This window comes from Kribbella sp. CA-247076 (assembly GCF_050942445.1).
Classification (GTDB): domain Bacteria; phylum Actinomycetota; class Actinomycetes; order Propionibacteriales; family Kribbellaceae; genus Kribbella.
Genome location: NZ_CP192051.1, coordinates 2,372,438 through 2,390,914 on the forward strand (window position 1 = coordinate 2,372,438; position 18,477 = coordinate 2,390,914).

Annotated in this window: 16 protein-coding genes; 9 read left to right on the forward strand and 7 right to left on the reverse strand. The window is 69.5% G+C overall.

Annotation, left to right across the window (positions count from 1 at the left end; genetic code table 11):
• The first annotated feature begins 269 nt into the window (after positions 1 to 269).
• The 3 genes from ACQPYZ_RS11470 (at position 270) to ACQPYZ_RS11480 (ending at position 5,361) form a co-directional block, all read left to right on the forward strand.
• Positions 270 to 2,645: a polysaccharide lyase 8 family protein gene (locus ACQPYZ_RS11470; protein WP_433167449.1), complete on the forward strand. Its 2,376-nt coding sequence runs from the start codon at positions 270 to 272 to the stop codon at positions 2,643 to 2,645.
• A 325-nt stretch (positions 2,646 to 2,970) separates the two neighbouring features.
• Entirely contained in the window at positions 2,971 to 4,293 is a 1,323-nt protein-coding gene (locus tag ACQPYZ_RS11475; protein ID WP_433167450.1) for an ABC transporter substrate-binding protein, read from the forward strand.
• A gap of 60 nt (positions 4,294 to 4,353) precedes the next feature.
• The gene (locus tag ACQPYZ_RS11480; protein WP_433167451.1) at positions 4,354 to 5,361 is read left to right on the forward strand and encodes a LacI family DNA-binding transcriptional regulator; all 1,008 of its coding nucleotides are present in this window, start codon (positions 4,354 to 4,356) and stop codon (positions 5,359 to 5,361) included.
• Positions 5,362 to 5,372: 11 nt separating this feature from the next.
• On the opposite strand, the gene ACQPYZ_RS11485 is transcribed toward ACQPYZ_RS11480, so the two are convergent.
• Both ACQPYZ_RS11485 and ACQPYZ_RS11490 read right to left on the reverse strand, forming a co-directional pair.
• The gene (locus tag ACQPYZ_RS11485) at positions 5,373 to 6,209 is read right to left on the reverse strand and encodes a hypothetical protein (RefSeq protein WP_433167453.1); all 837 of its coding nucleotides are present in this window, start codon (positions 6,207 to 6,209) and stop codon (positions 5,373 to 5,375) included.
• Positions 6,202 to 6,825, reverse strand: a complete 624-nt coding sequence (locus tag ACQPYZ_RS11490) for a hypothetical protein (protein ID WP_433167454.1) — start codon at positions 6,823 to 6,825, stop codon at positions 6,202 to 6,204. Before ACQPYZ_RS11490 ends, ACQPYZ_RS11485 begins: the two co-directional genes overlap by 8 nt.
• 89 nt (positions 6,826 to 6,914) lie before the next feature.
• Here ACQPYZ_RS11490 and ACQPYZ_RS11495 point away from each other — a divergent pair, with 89 nt between their 5' ends.
• On the forward strand, positions 6,915 to 9,497 hold the full coding sequence (locus tag ACQPYZ_RS11495) for a DUF3376 domain-containing protein (protein ID WP_433167455.1): 2,583 nt from the start codon (positions 6,915 to 6,917) through the stop codon (positions 9,495 to 9,497).
• Here ACQPYZ_RS11495 and ACQPYZ_RS11500 read toward each other — a convergent pair.
• Complete coding sequence (locus ACQPYZ_RS11500; RefSeq protein ID WP_433167456.1) at positions 9,472 to 10,296, reverse strand: DUF3097 domain-containing protein; 825 nt, start codon at positions 10,294 to 10,296, stop codon at positions 9,472 to 9,474. The two genes, ACQPYZ_RS11495 and ACQPYZ_RS11500, sit on opposite strands and share 26 nt — an antisense overlap.
• 81 nt (positions 10,297 to 10,377) lie before the next feature.
• Positions 10,378 to 10,851: a hypothetical protein gene (locus ACQPYZ_RS11505; protein ID WP_433167457.1), complete on the reverse strand. Its 474-nt coding sequence runs from the start codon at positions 10,849 to 10,851 to the stop codon at positions 10,378 to 10,380.
• Positions 10,852 to 11,072: 221 nt separating this feature from the next.
• Between ACQPYZ_RS11505 and ACQPYZ_RS11510 the strand changes: the two genes are divergently transcribed.
• Together ACQPYZ_RS11510 and ACQPYZ_RS11515 are read left to right on the forward strand one after the other, a co-directional pair.
• Entirely contained in the window at positions 11,073 to 11,444 is a 372-nt protein-coding gene (locus tag ACQPYZ_RS11510) for a YciI family protein (RefSeq protein WP_433167458.1), read from the forward strand.
• A complete protein-coding gene (locus ACQPYZ_RS11515; protein WP_433167459.1) occupies positions 11,444 to 12,691 on the forward strand; it encodes an RNA polymerase sigma factor in 1,248 nt (415 codons plus the stop codon). Before ACQPYZ_RS11510 ends, ACQPYZ_RS11515 begins: the two co-directional genes overlap by 1 nt.
• Here the strand turns inward: ACQPYZ_RS11515 and ACQPYZ_RS11520 are convergent.
• The 3 genes from ACQPYZ_RS11520 to ACQPYZ_RS11530 all read right to left on the reverse strand — a co-directional run bounded on the left by ACQPYZ_RS11520 (position 12,688) and on the right by ACQPYZ_RS11530 (position 15,444).
• The gene (locus ACQPYZ_RS11520; protein WP_433167460.1) at positions 12,688 to 14,214 is read right to left on the reverse strand and encodes an NCS1 family nucleobase:cation symporter-1; all 1,527 of its coding nucleotides are present in this window, start codon (positions 14,212 to 14,214) and stop codon (positions 12,688 to 12,690) included. The two genes, ACQPYZ_RS11515 and ACQPYZ_RS11520, sit on opposite strands and share 4 nt — an antisense overlap.
• A 107-nt stretch (positions 14,215 to 14,321) precedes the next feature.
• The gene (locus ACQPYZ_RS11525; RefSeq protein ID WP_433167461.1) at positions 14,322 to 15,089 is read right to left on the reverse strand and encodes an MBL fold metallo-hydrolase; all 768 of its coding nucleotides are present in this window, start codon (positions 15,087 to 15,089) and stop codon (positions 14,322 to 14,324) included.
• Positions 15,090 to 15,099: 10 nt separating this feature from the next.
• Positions 15,100 to 15,444, reverse strand: a complete 345-nt coding sequence (locus ACQPYZ_RS11530) for an EF-Tu/IF-2/RF-3 family GTPase (protein WP_433167462.1) — start codon at positions 15,442 to 15,444, stop codon at positions 15,100 to 15,102.
• A 130-nt stretch (positions 15,445 to 15,574) separates the two neighbouring features.
• Here ACQPYZ_RS11530 and ACQPYZ_RS11535 point away from each other — a divergent pair, with 130 nt between their 5' ends.
• The 3 genes from ACQPYZ_RS11535 (at position 15,575) to hrcA (ending at position 18,460) form a co-directional block, all read left to right on the forward strand.
• Positions 15,575 to 16,225 carry a ThuA domain-containing protein gene (locus tag ACQPYZ_RS11535; protein ID WP_433167463.1) on the forward strand — a complete coding sequence of 217 codons (651 nt, stop codon included), beginning with the start codon at positions 15,575 to 15,577 and terminating at the stop codon, positions 16,223 to 16,225.
• Positions 16,222 to 17,325 (forward strand): Gfo/Idh/MocA family protein, encoded by a 1,104-nt coding sequence (locus ACQPYZ_RS11540; RefSeq protein ID WP_433167464.1) that lies wholly within the window; start codon positions 16,222 to 16,224, stop codon positions 17,323 to 17,325. Before ACQPYZ_RS11535 ends, ACQPYZ_RS11540 begins: the two co-directional genes overlap by 4 nt.
• A gap of 112 nt (positions 17,326 to 17,437) precedes the next feature.
• Entirely contained in the window at positions 17,438 to 18,460 is a 1,023-nt protein-coding gene (hrcA, locus tag ACQPYZ_RS11545; protein ID WP_433167465.1) for a heat-inducible transcriptional repressor HrcA, read from the forward strand.
• Positions 18,461 to 18,477 lie beyond the last annotated feature (17 nt).

The window sequence follows — 18,477 nt, forward strand, 5'->3', positions numbered from 1 at the left end:
CCCGCCTACTGCCGCGGTCCCGGGCGCCCGCTCACTGCCGCGGTCCCGTTCCCGCCGACCGCCGCGCTCCCGCGTCCCCGCCCATTGCCGCGGTCCCGCACTCCCGCCCACTGCCGCGGGCTTAGACCGCCGCGAGGTGTCGCCTTTTTGCTGTTCACGTTAGGACATGAAGTGATCAGAAGTGATCGTTGTGGGCTGTTGACGACTGTTGTGTGCATGTTGAAGGGTGTGTGGTAAGCGCTTGCTGCCTACCGCCCCGAGGAGTTGCGATGCCGTCCTTCGTCAGTCGACGTGTGTTGATCCAGGCCGGCCTGGCCGCCGGCGCGCTGGCCGCGACCGGACTACCCACCGCGCGACCGGCAGCGGCGGCAGACGAGTTCGACGTACTGCGGGAGCGCTGGGCTGCCCTGAACACCGGCGGCACGTTCGACCCGGCGGATCCGGCGTACGCCGACGCGTTGGCAAAGCTCACCGCGCAGGCACAAGAGCTTGTCGACAATCTGATCGTCGACGCGGACCGGGTGGCGCTCTGGCCGGACCTCCCGCTGAGCCCGACCTCGGGCAACTTCTCGATCAGCTACACCAGGCTGAAGACCATCGCGCTCGCCCGGGCGACACCCGGCACCACGCTCACCACCGACCCGGCCGACCATATCGCCGCAGCACTCGACTTCCTCAACCAGCGGGCCTACAACGAGACGCTGCCGGAGACCGGCAACTGGTGGTTCTGGGAGATCGGCGCACCGCGGGCACTGCTCGACACCTGCATCCTCGCGTACGACGCGCTCACCGCCGACCAACTCACCGCGTACCTGCGGGCCGTCGACCGTTTCGTCCCCGACCCCAACCGGCGGACCAACTCGCCGAACCTGCGCGAGACCGGCGCGAACCGGGTCGACAAGGCGCTGATCGTCGCCCTCCGCGGCATCGTCGGCAAGTCCGCCGACAAGGTCGCGGCGGGCCGCGACGCCTTGAGCGATGTCGCCGAGGCGGGGAAGAACAGCGTGTTCACCTACGTGACCAGCGGCGACGGCTTCTACCGCGACGGCTCGTTCGTCCAGCACGGCAACCTCGCGTACGTCGGCACGTACGGCAACGTCGCGCTCGGCGGCGTGGCGAACCTGTTCTCCCTGCTCGGCGACTCGACCTGGCAGATCACCGACCCGAACCGCGCGGTCATCCTCGATGCGGTCGAGGCCAGCTTCGCGCCGTTCATTGTCGACAATCTGATGATGGACTGCGTCTCCGGCCGCGCCATCTCGCGCGAACGGGCCGGCGACCACCGCAACGGTCACGCCACCACCTCGAGCGTGCTGTTGCTCGCCGGCGGGGTCGCGGAGCCGTACGCGAGCCGCTACCGCGCACTCGCCAAGGGCTGGATCACCCGGGACCGCCTCGACGACTACCTGAGCGGTGCCTCGATCCCGGAGATCTCCCGCGCGAAGGCGGTCCTCGACGATCCCGCCGTACGCCCGGCGCCGGCCATGCCTGCGCACTTTCAGTTCCACAACCAGGACCGCGTCGTCCACCGTCGGCCCGGCTGGACGTTCGCGATCGCGATGTCGTCCAACCGCATGGCGCGGTACGAGTGGGGCAACGGCGAGAACCTTCGTGGCTGGTACGTCGGCGACGGCATGACGTACCTCTACAACGACGACCACGCCCAGTTCTACGACGCGTATTGGCCGACCGTCGACGCCCAGCGCCTGCCCGGTACGACGGTCAGCACGAAACCTCGGCAACCGCACGGGACCGGTGGCGGGACCGGGACGATCGCCGCGTACGCCGAGTGGGTCGGCGGGGCGTCGTACCGCGGTGAGGCCGGTGCCGTCGGCATGCATCTGATCAACCACGACAAGACGCTGCAGGCGAGGAAGTCGTGGTTCTGCCTGGCGGACTCGGTCGTCGCACTGGGCGCCGGGATTGTCGGCACGGACGGCTATCCGGTCGAGACCGTGGTCGAGAACCGCAACCTGCACGCCGACGGTACGGCGGCGCTCGTGGTCGACGGGGTCACGCAGCCGGGCGATGCGACGTACGACGATCCGCGGTGGGCGCATCTGGACGGCGTCGGGGGATACGTGTTCCCGGACGGCGGGCGGGTTCGCGCTCGCCGGGAGGACCGGACCGGGACGTGGCGAGAGATCAACACCGGCAACGACACGGCCGGGTCGACGACGCCGTACACCCGGCGGTACGTGTCGCTGGTGGTGGAACACGGGACGGACTCGGGTGACTACGCCTACATCTTGTTGCCTGGGGCAAGCAGGTGGCGGACGGCCGCGCGGGCGGCGGATCCGGGGGTGACGGTGGTGGCGAACACGGCCGAGGTGCAGGCGGTCCGCTCTGGTCGCGATCGGTTGACGCTGGCCAACTTCTGGACCGCCGGCTCGGCCGGCGGGATCACCGTCTCCGGCCCGGCGTCCGTCGTCGTTGGGTCCGAAGGTCGCACGATGACCGTGGCCGTGTCCGATCCGACCCGGACGGTCCAGACCCTTCGTCTGATTGTCGACAAGCACGTCCGCCGATTGTCGACAGCCGACGAGACCGTCACCGTCGTCGCGACCGGCAAGCAGCTGATCCTCGACATCACCGTCGGCGGCTCCCGCGGCGCCACCCACACAGCCACCTTCACCCACGCCTGACCGGGCCGGCGCCTAAACGAGCCGAAGCCTGACCCGGCCGACGCCTGACCGGGCCGACGCTCCACCCGGCCGGACGGCTGACCCGGCCGGCACCGGACCTGCCGGACCCTAGTCAACCGGGCGTGGTTACGGCGTGTGGTCAGCGGCGGGTGATCGGGGCGGTTCTCTGCGTGACGACACGCTCGGGTATGTCCGGACGTGAACTCGGGGGTATCTCAGCGTGACAGTGTGACGCTTGACATATCCGGATGAAACGACTGAAACTCAGCACACTTTCGCGATCCGAGAGCGCTCTCCTAACTCCGTCCAGTCCAGGGAGCTTCAGATGCGGCCGAGTGCCGGCAAACGCCCCATTGCGCTCCTCCTTGCCTGTGGCGCGGTCCTGCTCGCGTCCGCCTGTGGCGGCGGCCCGGAGGATTCCGATGCCTCCGGCAACGAAGCCGACGGGCCGAAGATCGAGCTGACCATCGCCACCTTCAACGAGTTCGGGTACGACGACCTGTACCGCGAGTACGAGGCGCAGCACCCGAACATCAAGATCGTCGCGCGCAAGGCCCCGACCGTCGACGCGCACATCAAGAACCTGGACGCCAACCTCGCGGCCGGCACCGGGCTGGCCGACATCGAGGCGATGGAGGTCAGCTGGATCTACAACTACCTGGCCAAGGCGGACAAGTTCGTCGACCTGCGTCAGTACGGCGCCGACGACCTGAAGGAACGCTGGCTGGACTGGAAGGTCGCCGGCGCGACCACGCAGGACGGGAAGATCATCGGGTACGGCACCGACATCGGGCCGGAGGCGATCTGCTACCGCCGGGACCTGTTCGCGAAGGCCGGCCTGCCCACCGACCGGACCCAGGTGGCCGAGCTGTTCCCGGACTGGTCGTCGTACTTCGCGGTCGGGCGGAAGTTCAAGCAGAAGGTGCCGGGCTCGGCCTGGTACGACTCCGCGGTGCTCACCTGGGAAGCGATGCGCAACCAGTTGATCCAGGCCTACTACTCCAACCAGGACCGCTACCTCGGCGCCGAGAACCCGCGGCTGAAGAAGGTCTGGGAGCAGATCGTCCAGGGCAGCGAGGACGGGCTGTCGGCGAAGCTCCCGGCCTGGAGCGACGACTGGAACAAGGCGTTCCGGACCGACAAGTTCGCGACGATGGCCTGCCCGGGCTGGTTGCTCGGCGTGATCCAGGACAACGCGGGCAGTTACGGCAAGGGCAAGTGGGACGTCGCCGACGTGTTCCCCGGCGGTGGTGGCAACTGGGGCGGCTCGTACCTGACGGTGCCGAAGCAGTCCCCGCAGCCCGAGGAGGCGGCCCGGCTGGCCGCCTGGCTGACCGCGCCCGAGCAGCAGGTGAAGGTGTTCAAGAAGGTCGGCTCGTTCCCGTCCACGCTGGACGCGTACGACGACGAGCAGGTGAAGAGCCAGGTGAACGCGTACTTCAACAACGCGCCGGTCGGGCAGATCTTCATCAACCGCGCGAAGAACGTGATCCTCAAGCAGCACAAGGGCCCGCGGGAGGGCGAGATCAACCAGGTCTTCAGCGCCGCACTCGCCCGGGTCGACGAGGGTAAACAGAGCCCGGAGGCAGCCTGGAAACAGGCCCTCGACCTGGCCGACAAAGCCGCCAACACGAGAACGAAAGGCTGAGTAAAAAAGCAACGGACGTACTACGGTGGGAAGGTCACTCACTCGTCCGTAGGAGGACCGATGAAGGACTCTGGTTCTCCGACTCTGGAGCAGGTCGCCGCCCTCGCGGGCGTCTCCCGGGCCACCGTGTCACGGGTCGTGAACGGCTCGCCCAAGGTGCTGCCGGACACGGTCGCCGCGGTCGAGCGGGCGATCGGCCAGCTCGGCTACGTACCGAACCGGGCGGCCCGGGCGCTGGTCACGCGGCGGACCGACTCGGTCGCGATCGTCGTCCCCGAGCCGGACAGCCGGGTGTTCTCCGATCCGTTCTTCGCCGGCATCCTGCGCGGCGTCAGCCACACGCTCGCGCCGACGTCGTCCCAACTGGTGCTGCTGATCGAGCCGGCCGAGGGCGACGACCAGCGCCTGCTGCGGTACCTGCGCGGCGGCCACGTCGACGGCGCGATCATCGTCAGTCACCACGGCCGCGACAACGTGCTGCAGGAGTTGGCGCAGTTGCCGCTGCCGATCGTGTTCAGCGCCCGGCCGCTCGGGGTCGATGTACCGGTGGCGAGTGTGGACGTGGACAACGTCGAGGGTGCGCGGAAGGCGGTGGAGTATCTGGTGTCGATCGGGCGGAGCCGGATCGGGACGATCGCCGGGCCGCTCGACATGACCGCCGGGCAGGATCGGCTGACCGGTTACCAGGAGGCGGCCAAGGCCGCCGGGATGACCGAGGCCGTTGCCTTCGGCGACTTCACACCGGACGGCGGCGAGCAGGCGGCGCTGCGGTTGTTCGACGAGTTCCCGGACCTGGACGGGCTGTTCGTGGCGAACGACCTGATGGCGACGACGGCGCTGCGGGTGCTGTCGCAGCGTGGGAAGCGGGTGCCGGAGGACGTCGCGGTGGTCGGGTTCGACGACTCGGTGATGGCGACGACCACGACGCCGAAGCTGACCACGGTCCGGCAGCCGATCGAGAAGCTCGGCGCGCGGATGGCGGAGCTGCTGCTCGCCAAGATCGCCGGCGCCGACCTCACCGGCCCCGAGGTCTACCCGACCGAACTCATCATCAGAGACTCCGCCTAGGGTGCGCCGGCCTACGGCGGGTCGTTCTGGAACTGGAACTGGACGCGGATCGAGCTGTCCAGCGGGATGACGACCGTCGTATTCGACGCGGTCCACCGCTGCGGCACGAGGAACAGCCGGTTCTCGCCGACGACGAGCAGCCGCAGCCCGCGGTAGCGGTAGTTGAACGTCTGACCGGCACCCGCCCGCAACGCGGTCTCCTCGATCCCCGGTGACCGCAGCGCCAGCTTCTCCTTGGTGTCGAGGATGACCACCGGGAACTTGTCCAGGTTCTCCGCGTCCGCCTTCGCCAGACCACGACCGGAGTACTGCGCCGTCGTCGCGGTCGCCCAGAACGCGCACGTCACGGTGACGACCGCGAGCAGCAGGATCAGCGATCGCTGCCCCTCCCGCGGCTGGAACTTGCGCCGCAGGTAGGTCAGATAGGCCAGCGTGGCCGCGGCCAGCCCGATCACGCCGGGTACGACGAGCGCGTAGTACGCAAGCTGTCCGATCAACGGGAACGCGAGCAGGCCGGCGACACCGATCACCAGCAGTACGACGGTCGCGCGGGCGGCTCGTCGGACGCCGGCCTCAGTCGGGTGGATCGCGTTGTGCACCAGCAGACCGGCGACCGCGAGCAGCGTGATCACGAGCAGCGGGACGAGGAGCGGCTGCGGACTGCGCATCACGTAGTCCTGCGTACTCAGGCCGATGGTGTCGACGTCGATGCCGAAGTACTCGTACTGCGAGCGCGCCGAGACGTAGCCGAAGTAGAACAGCAGCGCGGTGACGAGGGTGATCGGGGTGACGAATTTCGCCGCGAAGCTCACCCAGCGTTCGATCTGGGACTGCTCCTCCTCAGCCATCCGACGGCGTCTCGCTGGTCGGCGTCCCCTCCGACGTGGGCTCAGTAGTCGGCGGCTCGGTCGTCGGGGTCTCCAGGACGTCCGGCCGGAAGCGGATCTGACTCTTGCCGAAGCCTTCCAGCAGGCTGTCGCAATCGTCCTGGGTCTTGCAGGTCGCCTCCATCGGGATGATCAGCGTGACGTCCTCGGTGCCGTTCCCGATCTGCCGCGCGCCGACGTAGCAGGGCTTGAAGTCGCCGCTCTGCCACCGCACGTCGGCGCAGGCGCGGACGTCACCCGGGCAGGCGCCCTGGTAGAGCTCGAAGACGCCGGACGAGGAGAGCCCGGCCGCGCCGAGGCTGATGGTGGTGCCGTCGGGGATCGGGCTCTTCCCCAGCCAGTTGACCTCGGCGCAGCGTTCGATCCCGTCCTCCTCGACGTTGCCCCCGATCGGCGCGCTCGCGGTCGAGATCGACGGCTCGTCGATCCTGGTGCCGGTCGTCTCCGGCGTGGTCGGCTCCGGCGAGGGTTCCCCGGTGGTCTCCGTGAAGGTGGGAGACGGCGTTCCGTTCGGCGTGTCCTGACAGCCGGCCGCCAGGACCGCCAGCAGCACGACCGCCACAGCTGTTCTGCGCATGACGACCACCCCCAGTTACAGAATGACGCGGGGTGATGCCTTCGACAACGGTCCGTGGTATCCCTGGGACAAAGAGGGGGATGGGGGACATGACCGATCACGAGGTCCGGATCGCGCTGGTGCTCAACGGTGGGGTCAGCCTCGCCGTCTGGATGGGCGGGGTGACGCACGAGCTGGACCTGATCCGGCGCGCGTCCGGCCCGGAGGGGATGCCGCCGTCGCAGTCGTACGACGAGGTGCTCGCGGACCGGTGGCGGGAGTTGTGCCGGCGGGGTGACGAGCGCCGGCGAGTGGTGGTCGACGTGATCGCCGGGACGAGCGCCGGCGGCCTCAACGGGTCCCTGCTGGCGACCGCGATCTCGAACGGCTCGACCCTCGACCCGGACGGCGAGCACGGCCCCTGGCTGCGGCAGAAGTGGGTCGGGCTCGGGTCGCTCGAGGTCGGGAAGCTGGTCCCGTCGGCGAACGTCGAGTCGAAGTCGGTGCTGGACGGCGACTACTTCCTGACGCAGCTCGACAGCTTGATCAAGGGCGTCGCGGAGGCCGGTGACTCGACCGCCGAGGAGGCGGTCACGCTGTTCGTCACCGCGTCCGGGCTGGGCGTGCAGCAGTTCGAGGCGACCGACGCGGCCGGGCAGTGCTTCGTCGTACCGGACCATCGGTACCTGTTCCGGTTCACCAGTGAGCGGACCGCGACGTACGACGGCAGCACGCGGACCTTCTCGGTCAGCGAGAAGAACGAGCTGTCGAACACCAAGCTGCTCGCGCTCGCCGCCCGCGCGTCCGCGTCCTTCCCGGCCGCGTTCGCCCCGGTCCAGGAGACGCCGAAGCTGGCCGGTTCGCCGCCGCGGATGCAGCCGACCACCGCCGAGCCGGGCGCCTGGCTGGTCGACGGCGGTGTGCTCGACAACGCGCCGTTCGGGCCGGTGCTCGACGTCGTCGCGCGGCGGCCGGTGGCCGGACGGGCGAGCCGTTACGTGCTGTACGTCGTACCGTCGGCGGGCGTCGGCCACGCGGCGACCGAGCTGGTCGGCACCGATGCGCCGAGCTGGCGGAAGGCGGCGTTGTCGGCGGTGCAGTTCCCGCGCGAGGTGGACTTCCGGGCTGACGTCGAGCAGCTCGAGCGGCTGCTGCTGGAGGCGGACGCGTCCTGGTCGGACACCCAGCGGCTGTTCGATCGTTGCATGGAGCAACCAGGTGAGCGGGTTCGGCTGCGGGCGGCGGCGAAGGCGCTGCAGCCGACGTACGCGCGCGGCCGGGCCGCCGGCGACGTCTGGGAGGCGGTGACGATCGCGAGCGACGAGCAGACCACCGTACTCGACGCCGCGACAGCGCTGTCCGAGGAGGACATCGACGAGATCCTGCGGACGGACCACCCGTGGGTCCCGGAGCCCGACGGTGAGACGGCGCCGCTGCGCAACGACGCGGACGGCAACCCGAGCTGGCCGTGGGGGACCGGAGCCGCCGAACGCGTCGTCCGGCTGGTGCTGCGATCGTTGCGGACGAAGCTCGGCACCGCGCCGCCGGCCGAGCGGGAGGAGTTGGAGAAGCGGCTGCAGGAGACCAGCGACTGCCTGCTGAAGGCCCAGGCGGTGCGGGACGCGTTGTCCGCACGGCTGGTCAAGGCCGAGCTGGAGCTGGGACTGCCGGGTGGAGCCGAGACCGTCGCGGTCGGGCTGAGCGACATCTTCGAGGATCTGCAGGTCCAGCGCGCCCTCGGGGACGCGTTCGCCGACGTGATCGCCGCGGTCGGCTGGGATCTGGTCGAGACCGCGCTCGAGGTGGAGATCGTCTCGCGGTGTACGTCGGCGCGGACACCGCAGCAGCGCAGTGCGCCGTTCCAGTTCGTCCGCCTCGGGCCGGACATCCCGCTGACGCTGCTCGACGACCTGCAGGAAGGGTCGGTGGCCAACTCGCTGAAGGACCGGATCCTCTACGGCACGCAGGTCGGGCACTTCGGTGCGTTCGGCGCCGCGGACTGGCGGCAGTGGGACTGGCTGATGGGCCGGCTGCACTGCGTCGCCCACCTCGGCGCGATGCTCGGCGCCGATCCGGACTGGATCCGGGAGACGCAGCGACAAGTTCTGCTGGCGGAGGACTGGAAGGTCGAGAAGGTCGCCGAACGAGTGCAGCGGCTGGCCGACGACTTCCGCGACGCCACTGTGCTGTCCGCGCTCACGACCATGCGGGACGAGCTCAACCAGTCCGCCGAGGGCCGGGCCACGACCAAGGGGCTGGCCGACCGGATGGTCCAGGTCTCCGGCGGTCTCGGTGAGCAGCCGGGGAACTGGATCAAGGCGATGGCCGGCCGGAAGAACCAGCCGGGATCGTGGCTGCTGCGAGCGGCGAGATGGTTCACCGAGCCGGCCCGGGTCACCGTGTGGGAGCGGCTGGTGCGCAGTCCGAAGCTGACGCCGGCCAAGCGGCCGCTGATCTTCGAGCGGTGGTTGCCGCTGGCAGCCATCGGGCTGAGTGCCGTGCTGCTGGTGGTGGCCGGCGTTGTCGATGTGGCCGCCGTACGGATCGTCGCCGCCTTGCTCGCCGGGCTGGTGCTGGCCGCCGGTCTCGTCCTCGGGGTGGTGACCTGGTATGTCGGACGGTTCCGCAACCGGATCCAGGAGTGGATCGCGGCGAAGATCCCGGCGTTCAGTCCAGAGTCACGAAGTCGATGAGCTCCTCGACCCGGCCGAGCAGCGCCGGCTCGAGGTCGGCGTAGCTGTTCACCTTGGACAGGATGTGCTTCCAGGCCGCGGCCACGTCGGCCTGGTCGGTCGCCGGCCAGCCGAAGGCCTGCAGGACGCCCTTCTTCCACTCCTGCCCGTGCGGGATGACCGGCCACGCCTTGATCCCGACCGAGGACGGCTTGACCGCCTCCCAGATGTCGATGAACGGGTGGCCGACGACCAGTACGTGCGCACCGGTCACCTGGGCGGCGATCCTGGACTCCTTCGAGCCGTCGACCAGGTGGTCGACGAGGACGCCGAGCCGGCGACCCGGACCGGGCTGGAAGCGGTTCACGATCGCGGGCAGGTCGTCGACCCCTTCGAGGTACTCGACCACGACGCCCTCGATCCGCAGGTCGTCACCCCAGACCCGCTCGACCAGCTCGGCGTCGTGCCGGCCCTCGACGTAGATCCGGCTCGCCCGGGCCACCTTCGCCCGGACGTTGTCCACGGCCACGGAACCTGATGCCGTCCGGGTCTTCTTCGCCGGCCCGGCCTTCTTCGGTGCCTTCAGGCTGACCGGTTTGCCGTCCAGCCAGAACCCGGGCCCGAGCGGGTAGGTCCTGATCTTGCCGAACCGGTCCTCCAGGTCGACCACGCCGTGCTCCCAGCGGACCACCGCGCCGACGAAACCCGAGCTCGGCTCCTCGACGACCATGCCCTTCTCGAGCTCGACCTCGACGGTCCGCCCGTTCTTGGGCTTGCGCCAGTCCCCGGCGAGTACGTCGTTCCCATACCGATCAGCCACCGCCCAACCGTATGTCGTGGGCGGCGGCTGACCGGTCAACCACACACCTGGTGTCGCAGCCGGGGCCGGCCCGGACGCGGTTCAGATGCGGGTCATGGTCGAGTCGTAGCCGCCTCCGCCCGGGTAGGTCCATTCGCCGGTGACCGAGCGGCCGTCCGCGCTGAAGGTGCCGCGGTAGTACGCCGGGCTGCCCTTGGCGCCGGCCCAGATCCACAGGGTGTCCCCGTCCAGCTCGTAGGCGTAGTCGAAGGTGTTCCCGGAGGTGTCGTAGAACCGGGAGACGACGTCCGCGCCGACGGGCTCGCCGAACGGGTGCAGGTTGCCGATCATCTCCAGGCCCATGGTCTCCTGCCCGTACTGGCTGAGCTCGACGTGCTGCATCAGGAAGTAGCCGCCTTCCATCCACTCGTAGCGGACGGTCCCCTCGGCGCCGCCGGTCACCTTCCACGAGCCGACCAGGCGGTCGAGCGCGCGCAGCGCCGCGGTGGGCTCCGGCTGCTCGGCGGCGTAGGCGGTGGTGTCGTCAGCGGCCTGGTCGCGAATGTCCTCGGTCATCACAGTGCTCCTTCTCGGTGGTCTGCGTCCCCAGCGGCCGCAGTCACCGACACCTCGGAGCGAGGACGAGGTTTTCCACATTCGCTTGCTGTGATCCACGTCACATCCACGGCACGTCAAAACCACGAAGCGGCGACCGAGGTAGCTGTGTTCATGGAACGTGTCCGTGGAGCACACGATGGTGGTGCGGTACGCCGCGCCTCTCCCCGAAGGAGCGCCCGATGAAGTTCATCCTGCTGGGTTACACCCCTGCCGCCAGTTGGGACGCGGCTACCGCCGACTCCGCCTCCGAGGAGGCGATGGCCGCGTTCGCGACGTACCAGAAGTTCGAGGCCGAGCTGCGTGCGACGGGGGAGTTCGTCACCAGCGAGGGGCTCGGGCATCCGGTGATGACCACGACCGTGCGGAAGACCGACGCCGGCGTGGTCGCGACCGACGGGCCGTTCGCCGAGCTGAAGGAGGTGCTGGCCAGCTTCGCCGTGCTCGACTGCGCCAGTCACGACCGGGCCGTCGACATCGTCAGCCGGATCGTGGAGATCCTCGGCGAGCCCATCGAGATCCGGCCGATCATGGGCGAGGACTTCACGAGCTGATGGCAACGACCGACCCGGACCACGCCATCGAGGACCTGCTGCGCGAGGAGGCGCCGCAGGTCCTCGGGGCGCTGGTCCGCAAGTTCAGCCGGTTCGACATCGCCGAGGACGCGGTCCAGGAGGCCCTCCTCGTGGCCAGTCGCCGCTGGCCGGACGAGGGGATCCCGGCGGAGCCTCGGAGCTGGCTGATCCGGGTCGCCTATCGCCGGATGATCGACATGGTCCGCTCCGAGCAGGCCGCCCGGCGCCGCGAGCAGGAGGCCGGCCTGGCGGATCCCGCCGTACTCGCGGGCCCGGCGCCGGCTGTCGTCGACTACGACGACAGCCTGCTTCTGCTTCTCCTCTGCTGCCACCCGGCTCTGAGCCAGACCTCCCAGGTGGCCCTCACGCTGCGCGCGGTCGGCGGCCTGACCACCACCGAGATCGCGCACGCGTACGGCGCGGCCGAATCGGCCATGGGGACGCGGATCAGCCGGGCCAAGCAGCGCCTCAAGCAGTCGGGCGCCCGGTTCGAGCCACCGAGCGCCGACGACCTGCCGGCCCGGATCGACGCGGTGATGACGGTTCTGTACCTCGTCTTCAACGAGGGGTACACCGCGAGCAGCGGCGACCGGCTCGAACGGGTGGAGCTGACCGAGGAGGCGATCCGGCTCACCCGGATGCTGCACCGCTTGCGGCCGGACGACGCCGAGGTCACCGGCCTGCTCTCGCTCATGCTGCTCACCCAGTCCCGGCGAGCGGCTCGCGCCGAATCCGGCGGCGAACTCGTCCCGCTCGACGAACAGGACCGCTCGAGGTGGGACCGCGAGCTGATCGACGAAGGCATCGCCCTGATCGAGTCCGTCTGGCCGGCCGGGAACGTCGGCCCGCACCAGTTGCAGGCGGCGATCGCCGCCGTGCACGCGCAGGCGACGACCGCGGCGGAGACCGACTGGCCGCAGATCGCCGCGCTCTACCTCTGGCTGGAGCGATTGTTGCCGACCGACCCCATCAGCCTGAGCAGGGTGGTGGCGGTCGCCAAGGCGTACGGACCGACCCGCGGCCTCGCGCTCCTCGACGACCTCGAACGGACCCACAAGTTCTCGGAGAACCCACTCACCCGCCACCGCGAACTTTCCGTCCGGGCACACCTGTTGGAGGAACTCGGTGACCTGCCCGCGGCCCGGGCCGCGTACCGGTCGGCCGCCGACCTGACCGACAACGAGGTCGAACGGGCCTATCTGCTCGGCCGCGCCGACGATCGCTAGAACATCGGCGCCGCGCTCCGCTCACGAGCCGGGGCGAACCGCGTCAACAGCAGATAGGTCAGGAACCCGGCCACCAGCCCGACCGCCCACGAGTAGTCGTACAGCGGCTTGAGGAACGGGATCAGGCCGTCCTCCGGGAACGGGCCGGCGCCCGGGTTGGAGTAGGCGCCGCCGACCGCGAGCAGCGAGCCGAGCACGGTCGCGACCACGGCCCGCCAGTTCCACCCGGCGGCGTACCAGTAGCGGCCACTGGGCTGGTAGAGGTCGGCCAGGTACAGGTTCGTCCGGTCGATCAGCCAGTAGCCCGCGATCAGTACGCCGGCCACGGACGCGAGCAGGCCGCCGTAGAAACCGAGCCAGGTGAAGATGTAGATCGACGGATCCGAGATCAGCCGCCACGGCTGGATGAGGATGCCGATGACGCCGGTGACCAGGCCGGCGGTGCGGTAGTTCAGCAGCTTCGGGACGGCGTTCGAGAAGTCGTACGACGGACTGACCACGTTCGCGGCGACGTTGGTGGTCATCGTCGCGAGGATCGCGATCACCAGGCCGAAGACCACCACGACCGGGTTCTCGAACCGGGCGGCGAGGACGACGGGGTCCCAGATCGCCTCGCCGTACACGACGACGGTGCCGGAGGTGGTGATGATCGACATGATCGCGATCAGCGACATCGTCGTCGGCAGGCCGAGCGCCTGCCCGAGCGCCTGCTGCTTCTGGCTCCCGCCGAACCGGGTGAAGTCCGGCATGTTCAGCGACAGCGTGGCCCAGAAGGCGATCATGCCCATCAGCGACGGCGCCGCGATCCGCCAGAAGTCGGCGCCCCAGCCCAGCTGCGACGGCTGGTCGAGGATCGGGCCGAGACCGCCGGCCTCGGCCACCACCCACACCATCAGGGCGAGGAAGCCGACCAGGACGAGCGGCGCGGCCCAGCTCTCGAACGACCGCAGGGCCTCGATCCCGCGCCAGATCAGCAGCATCTGGATCACCCAGAAGAAGGCGAAACTCAGCCACAACGTCCAGGCGTGGCCGCCGATCGCCGACGCGTTGGTCCAGCCGTCCCCGGCGAGCTTGCCGACGATCACGTAGATCGCCTGGCCGCCGACCCAGGTCTGGATCCCGAACCACCCGCAGGCGATGAACGCCCGCAGCAGCGCCGGCAGGTTCGCGCCGCGCAGCCCGTAGAACGCCCGGGCGAACACCGGGAACGGGATCCCGTACTTCGTCCCCGCGTGACTGTTCAGCAGCATCGGCACCAGGACGACGAGGTTCCCGACGGTGATGACCAGGAACGCCTGCAACCAGTTCATACCGAGCTGGACGAGCCCCGCGGCGAGCAGGTAACTCGGGATGTTCAGCGCCATCCCCATCCACAGGGCGGCGTAGTTGTACGTCGTCCAGTTGCGCTCCGGCAACCGGGTCGGGGCGAGCTCCGCGTTGCCGTACGGGCTGTTCGCCACCGCGTCGGGATCGGTCAGTTCGATTCGGCCGTCGGGATGCACGGTCTGCTCAGCAAGGGCCATCGGTCCCACCACCCCATCCGGTTCAGGACGACTGCTTCGCAACAAGTTGCGCTCTGGCAGGACGTCCTGTCAACGGACAACTACCTATGGCTCGAGGCAGGGGTCCATCAGGGTCCGAGCAGGGGGAGGGTCGGGCGGCGGGGAGTGCCGAGGGCCTCGTAGCCGCGCTTGATCGCGTCCTGCAGGTGCTCGAGCGGCCAGGGCCAGTCGTCGGTGTGCTTCAGCGCGTCCGCCAGCGACGTACCACCGTGGTGCAGCCCGGAGATCGTGTTCGCGACCGTGCCGAGGTCGCCGGCCTGCGCGCGGACGAACTCGGCGTCCACGACCGCGCCGTGACCGGGGACCACCTTCGACGTCTCGGACAGCATGCCGATCACGCGGTCGATCGTGTCCGGCCACTCGAGCGGGAACGAGTCCTCGCCGTACGACGGCGGCGCGGACTCCTCGATCAGGTCGCCGAGGAAGAACACGTCCACATCGGGTACGACGACGACCGTGTCGCCGGACGTGTGCGCGTTGCCCAGATGCAGTAGTTCGACCCGGCGATCACCCAGGTCGATCACCTTCGCGACCGAGAACGTCGTACCGGCCAGGTCCTCCTCGGCGGCGGCGTTCTCGTGCAGGTAGACGGTGGCCTCGGCGAACACGCTGTTGCCGACCACGTGGTCGAAGTGGGCGTGCGTGTTCACCACCCAGCGGACCGGTTGGTCGGTGAGCTCGCGGATGTGGGTCGCGAGCTCCTCGGCCTGTTCGGTGGTGGCCCGGGTGTCGATCACGAGGGCGCCGTCGCTGCCGGCGACGACGCCGACGTTGAGGTCCCATTCGTCGTACCGGCGGACCCAGGTCCGGTCCGCGATCTCCACCCACGCACTCATGGCCTCGACACTACTTGCTGAGTACGTCGCCCCTGACCACCTGGTCGCGGTCGACGTCCCGGAGCACGAGGCCGACGTTCTCACCGGCGTTCGCGACGTCGACGACCTTGCGGAACATCTCGATCCCGGTCACCTCGGTCTGCAGCAGCGGCGTACCGGCCCGGCTGATCAGCACCTGGTCGCCGACCCCGACCGTGCCGGCGGTCACCCGCCCCGTCACGACCGTCCCCCGGCCGGTGATCGAGAACACGTCCTCGACCGTCAGCCCGAACGCACCCGTCGGTACGACGTCCTGCGGCCGGGTCACGTGGTCGGTCGGCCGTTCGCTGTCGCGCTTCCAGAACTTCCAGCCCATACGGCTGACCCTAGTGCGTCTTCCGGCCGGTGGAATCGCACTTGAAGGCCGGTCGGGCGGGGCTTAGTGTCACGGTGGCGGGGCGCAACTTTTCCGAGCTCGACATCGAAACTTTCGAAGGGCGGACGGCGTGACGACACGACGTGCACTGGTGGTCCGGGGCGGTTGGGAAGGGCACTCGCCGGTCGAGGCGACCGAGCTGTTCATCCCGTACCTGCGGGAGAACGGCTTCGAGGTGACCGTCTCCGACACGACCGAGAGCTACCTCGACCTGGACGGCGTCGACCTGGTGCTGCAGTGCGTCACGATGAGCGAGATCGAGCCCGAGCACTTCAAGGGCCTGGACGCGGCGATCCGCAAGGGCACCGGGTTCGCCGGCTGGCACGGCGGCATCTGCGACTCGTTCCGCAACAACGCCGACTACAGCTTCGTCACCGGCGGTCAGTTCATCTCGCACCCGCACGGCTTCACCGACTACCGGGTCGACATCGTCCCTGAGCAGACTGGGCACCCGATCGTCGAGGGCATCAAGCACTTCGACGTCCACACCGAGCAGTACTACGTCCACTACGACCCGACGAACACCGTGCTCGCGACCACGACCTTCCGCTCGCACCCGGACTTCCCGTGGATCGAGGGCGCCGTGATGCCGGCCGTCTGGACCCGGACGTGGGGGGCCGGCAAGGTCTTCGTCTGCACCGTCGGCCACAAGCTGGACGACCTCGAAGTACCGGAGGTCCGGACCATCATCGAGCGGGGGCTGCTGTGGGCGAGCAAGTGACCGACGCAGTGACCCGCATCGGCATAGTCGGCACCGGCGTCATCTCGGGGACCTACCTCGACCACCTGGCCAAGCTGCCCGGCGTCGAGGTGGTCGCGGTCGCCGACCTGGACGTGGCCCGCGCACAGGCGATCGCCGATCAGAACCCCGGCATCCGCGCGCTCCCGCCCGCCGAGCTGTACGCCGCGGACGACGTCGACCTCGTGGTCAACCTGACCATCCCGGCCGCGCACGCGTCCGTGCACCAGGCCGCGATGGAGGCCGGCAAGCACGTGTACGGCGAGAAGCCGCTGGCCGTCGACCGGGCCGAGGCCGAGCCCCTGCTCAAGTACGCCGCCGCGAACAACCTGCGCGTGGGCTGCGCGCCGGACACCGTGCTCGGCACCGGCACCCAGACCGCCCGGGTCGCGATCGACCGCGGCGACATCGGCGTACCGACGGCGGCGACCGCGTCCTTCGTCACGCCCGGCCACGAGCTGTGGCACCCGGCACCGGAGTTCTACTACCAACCCGGCGGCGGCCCGGTGCTCGACATGGGTCCGTACTACGTGACCAGTCTCGTCACCCTGCTCGGTCCGGTCCGTCGGGTCACCGCCCGCGCCGGACAGTCACAGCAGCAACGGAAGATCCACACCGGTCCGCGGGCCGGCGAGACCTTCGCGGTCGGGGTGCCGACGCACGTGACCGGCGTACTCGAGCACGAGTCCGGCGCGTTGACCAGCCTGCTGATGTCCTTCGACGTGTGGGCCGCCCGGCTGCCGCGGATCGAGGTGCACGGGACCGAGGGCAGCCTCTCTGTGCCGGACCCGAACGGCTTCGACGGCACGGTCGAGATCGCCACCGCCACGCAGCGCGACTGGACGCCACTGCCCGTCGCCGGTGGGTACGCCGGAGCCGGCCGGGGCGTCGGGGTCGCGGACATGGCCCGGGCGATCCGCAACGGCGAGCCGCACCGGGCCGATGGAGCACTGGCGTACCACGTGCTCGACGTACTGGAGTCCGTGCTGGAAGCGGCCGCCCAGGACCAGCCGGTGGACGTCGCGAGCACGGTCGAGCGGCCGGCCGCCGTACCGTTGGGGGCGTCTCCCGATCGTGCCTGACACGGCCTGAGACCCGCCCCACGCCGCAAGTCGGCACTGGCGGCTACTACGGCTCGGTAGACTGGCACTCGAATCATCGGAGTGCCAAGGTCGCCGAGAGAGGGTGGTGCGCGTGCTGGACGAACGCAAGCTGGATGTACTCCGCGCCATCGTCGAGGACTACGTGGCCACGCACGAGCCGGTCGGCTCCAAGACCCTGGTCGACCGGCACAACCTCGGCGTCTCGCCGGCGACCGTCCGCAACGACATGGCCGCGCTGGAGGAGGAGGGGTACATCACCCAGCCGCACACCAGCGCCGGCCGGATCCCGACCGACGCCGGCTACCGGCTGTTCGTCGACAAGCTGAGCACGGTCAAGACCCTGACCGCGGCCGAGAAGAAGGCGATCACTTCCTTCCTGGCCGGCGCGGTCGACCTGGACGACGTCGTCCGCCGGACCGTCCGGCTGCTCGCCCAGATCACCCGCCAGGTCGCGATCGTGCAGTATCCGTCGCTCAACCGGTCCAGCGTGCGGCACATCGAGGTGGTCACGATGACACCGCGCCGCCTGCTGCTGGTGCTGATCACCAGCACCGGCCGGGTCGAGCAGCGGATCGTCGAGCCGCCGCACGACGTCGACGAGCAGCTGATCGCGGATCTGCGGTCCCGGCTGAACACCGCGCTCGCCGGGCAGCGGCTGACCGAGGCGACCACCTCGCTGGCCGCGGTCACCGAGCTGTTCGCGCCGGCCGACCGGCCGCTGGTGGCGGCGATCGTCACCACGCTGCTGGAGGCGTTCACCGACGAGGTCGGCGAGCAGCGGATCGCGGTCGGCGGCGCGGCCAACCTGACCCGGTACGGCGACGACTTCGAGCGCAACGTGAAGCCGGTGCTGGAGGCGCTCGAGGAGCACGTGATCCTGCTCAAGCTGCTCGGTGAGGCGACCAATCCGCAGACCCTGACGGTCCGCATCGGGCACGAGAACCCGTACGAGGAGCTGGCCACCACCTCGGTGGTCGCGACCGGGTACGGGTCCAAGTCGGAGGCGCTGGCCACGCTCGGCATCGTCGGCCCGACCCATATGGACTATCCCAGCACGATGGGCGCCGTCCGCGCCGTCGCGCGCTACGTCAGCCAGATCCTGGCCGACTCATGACGACCACCACACCAACC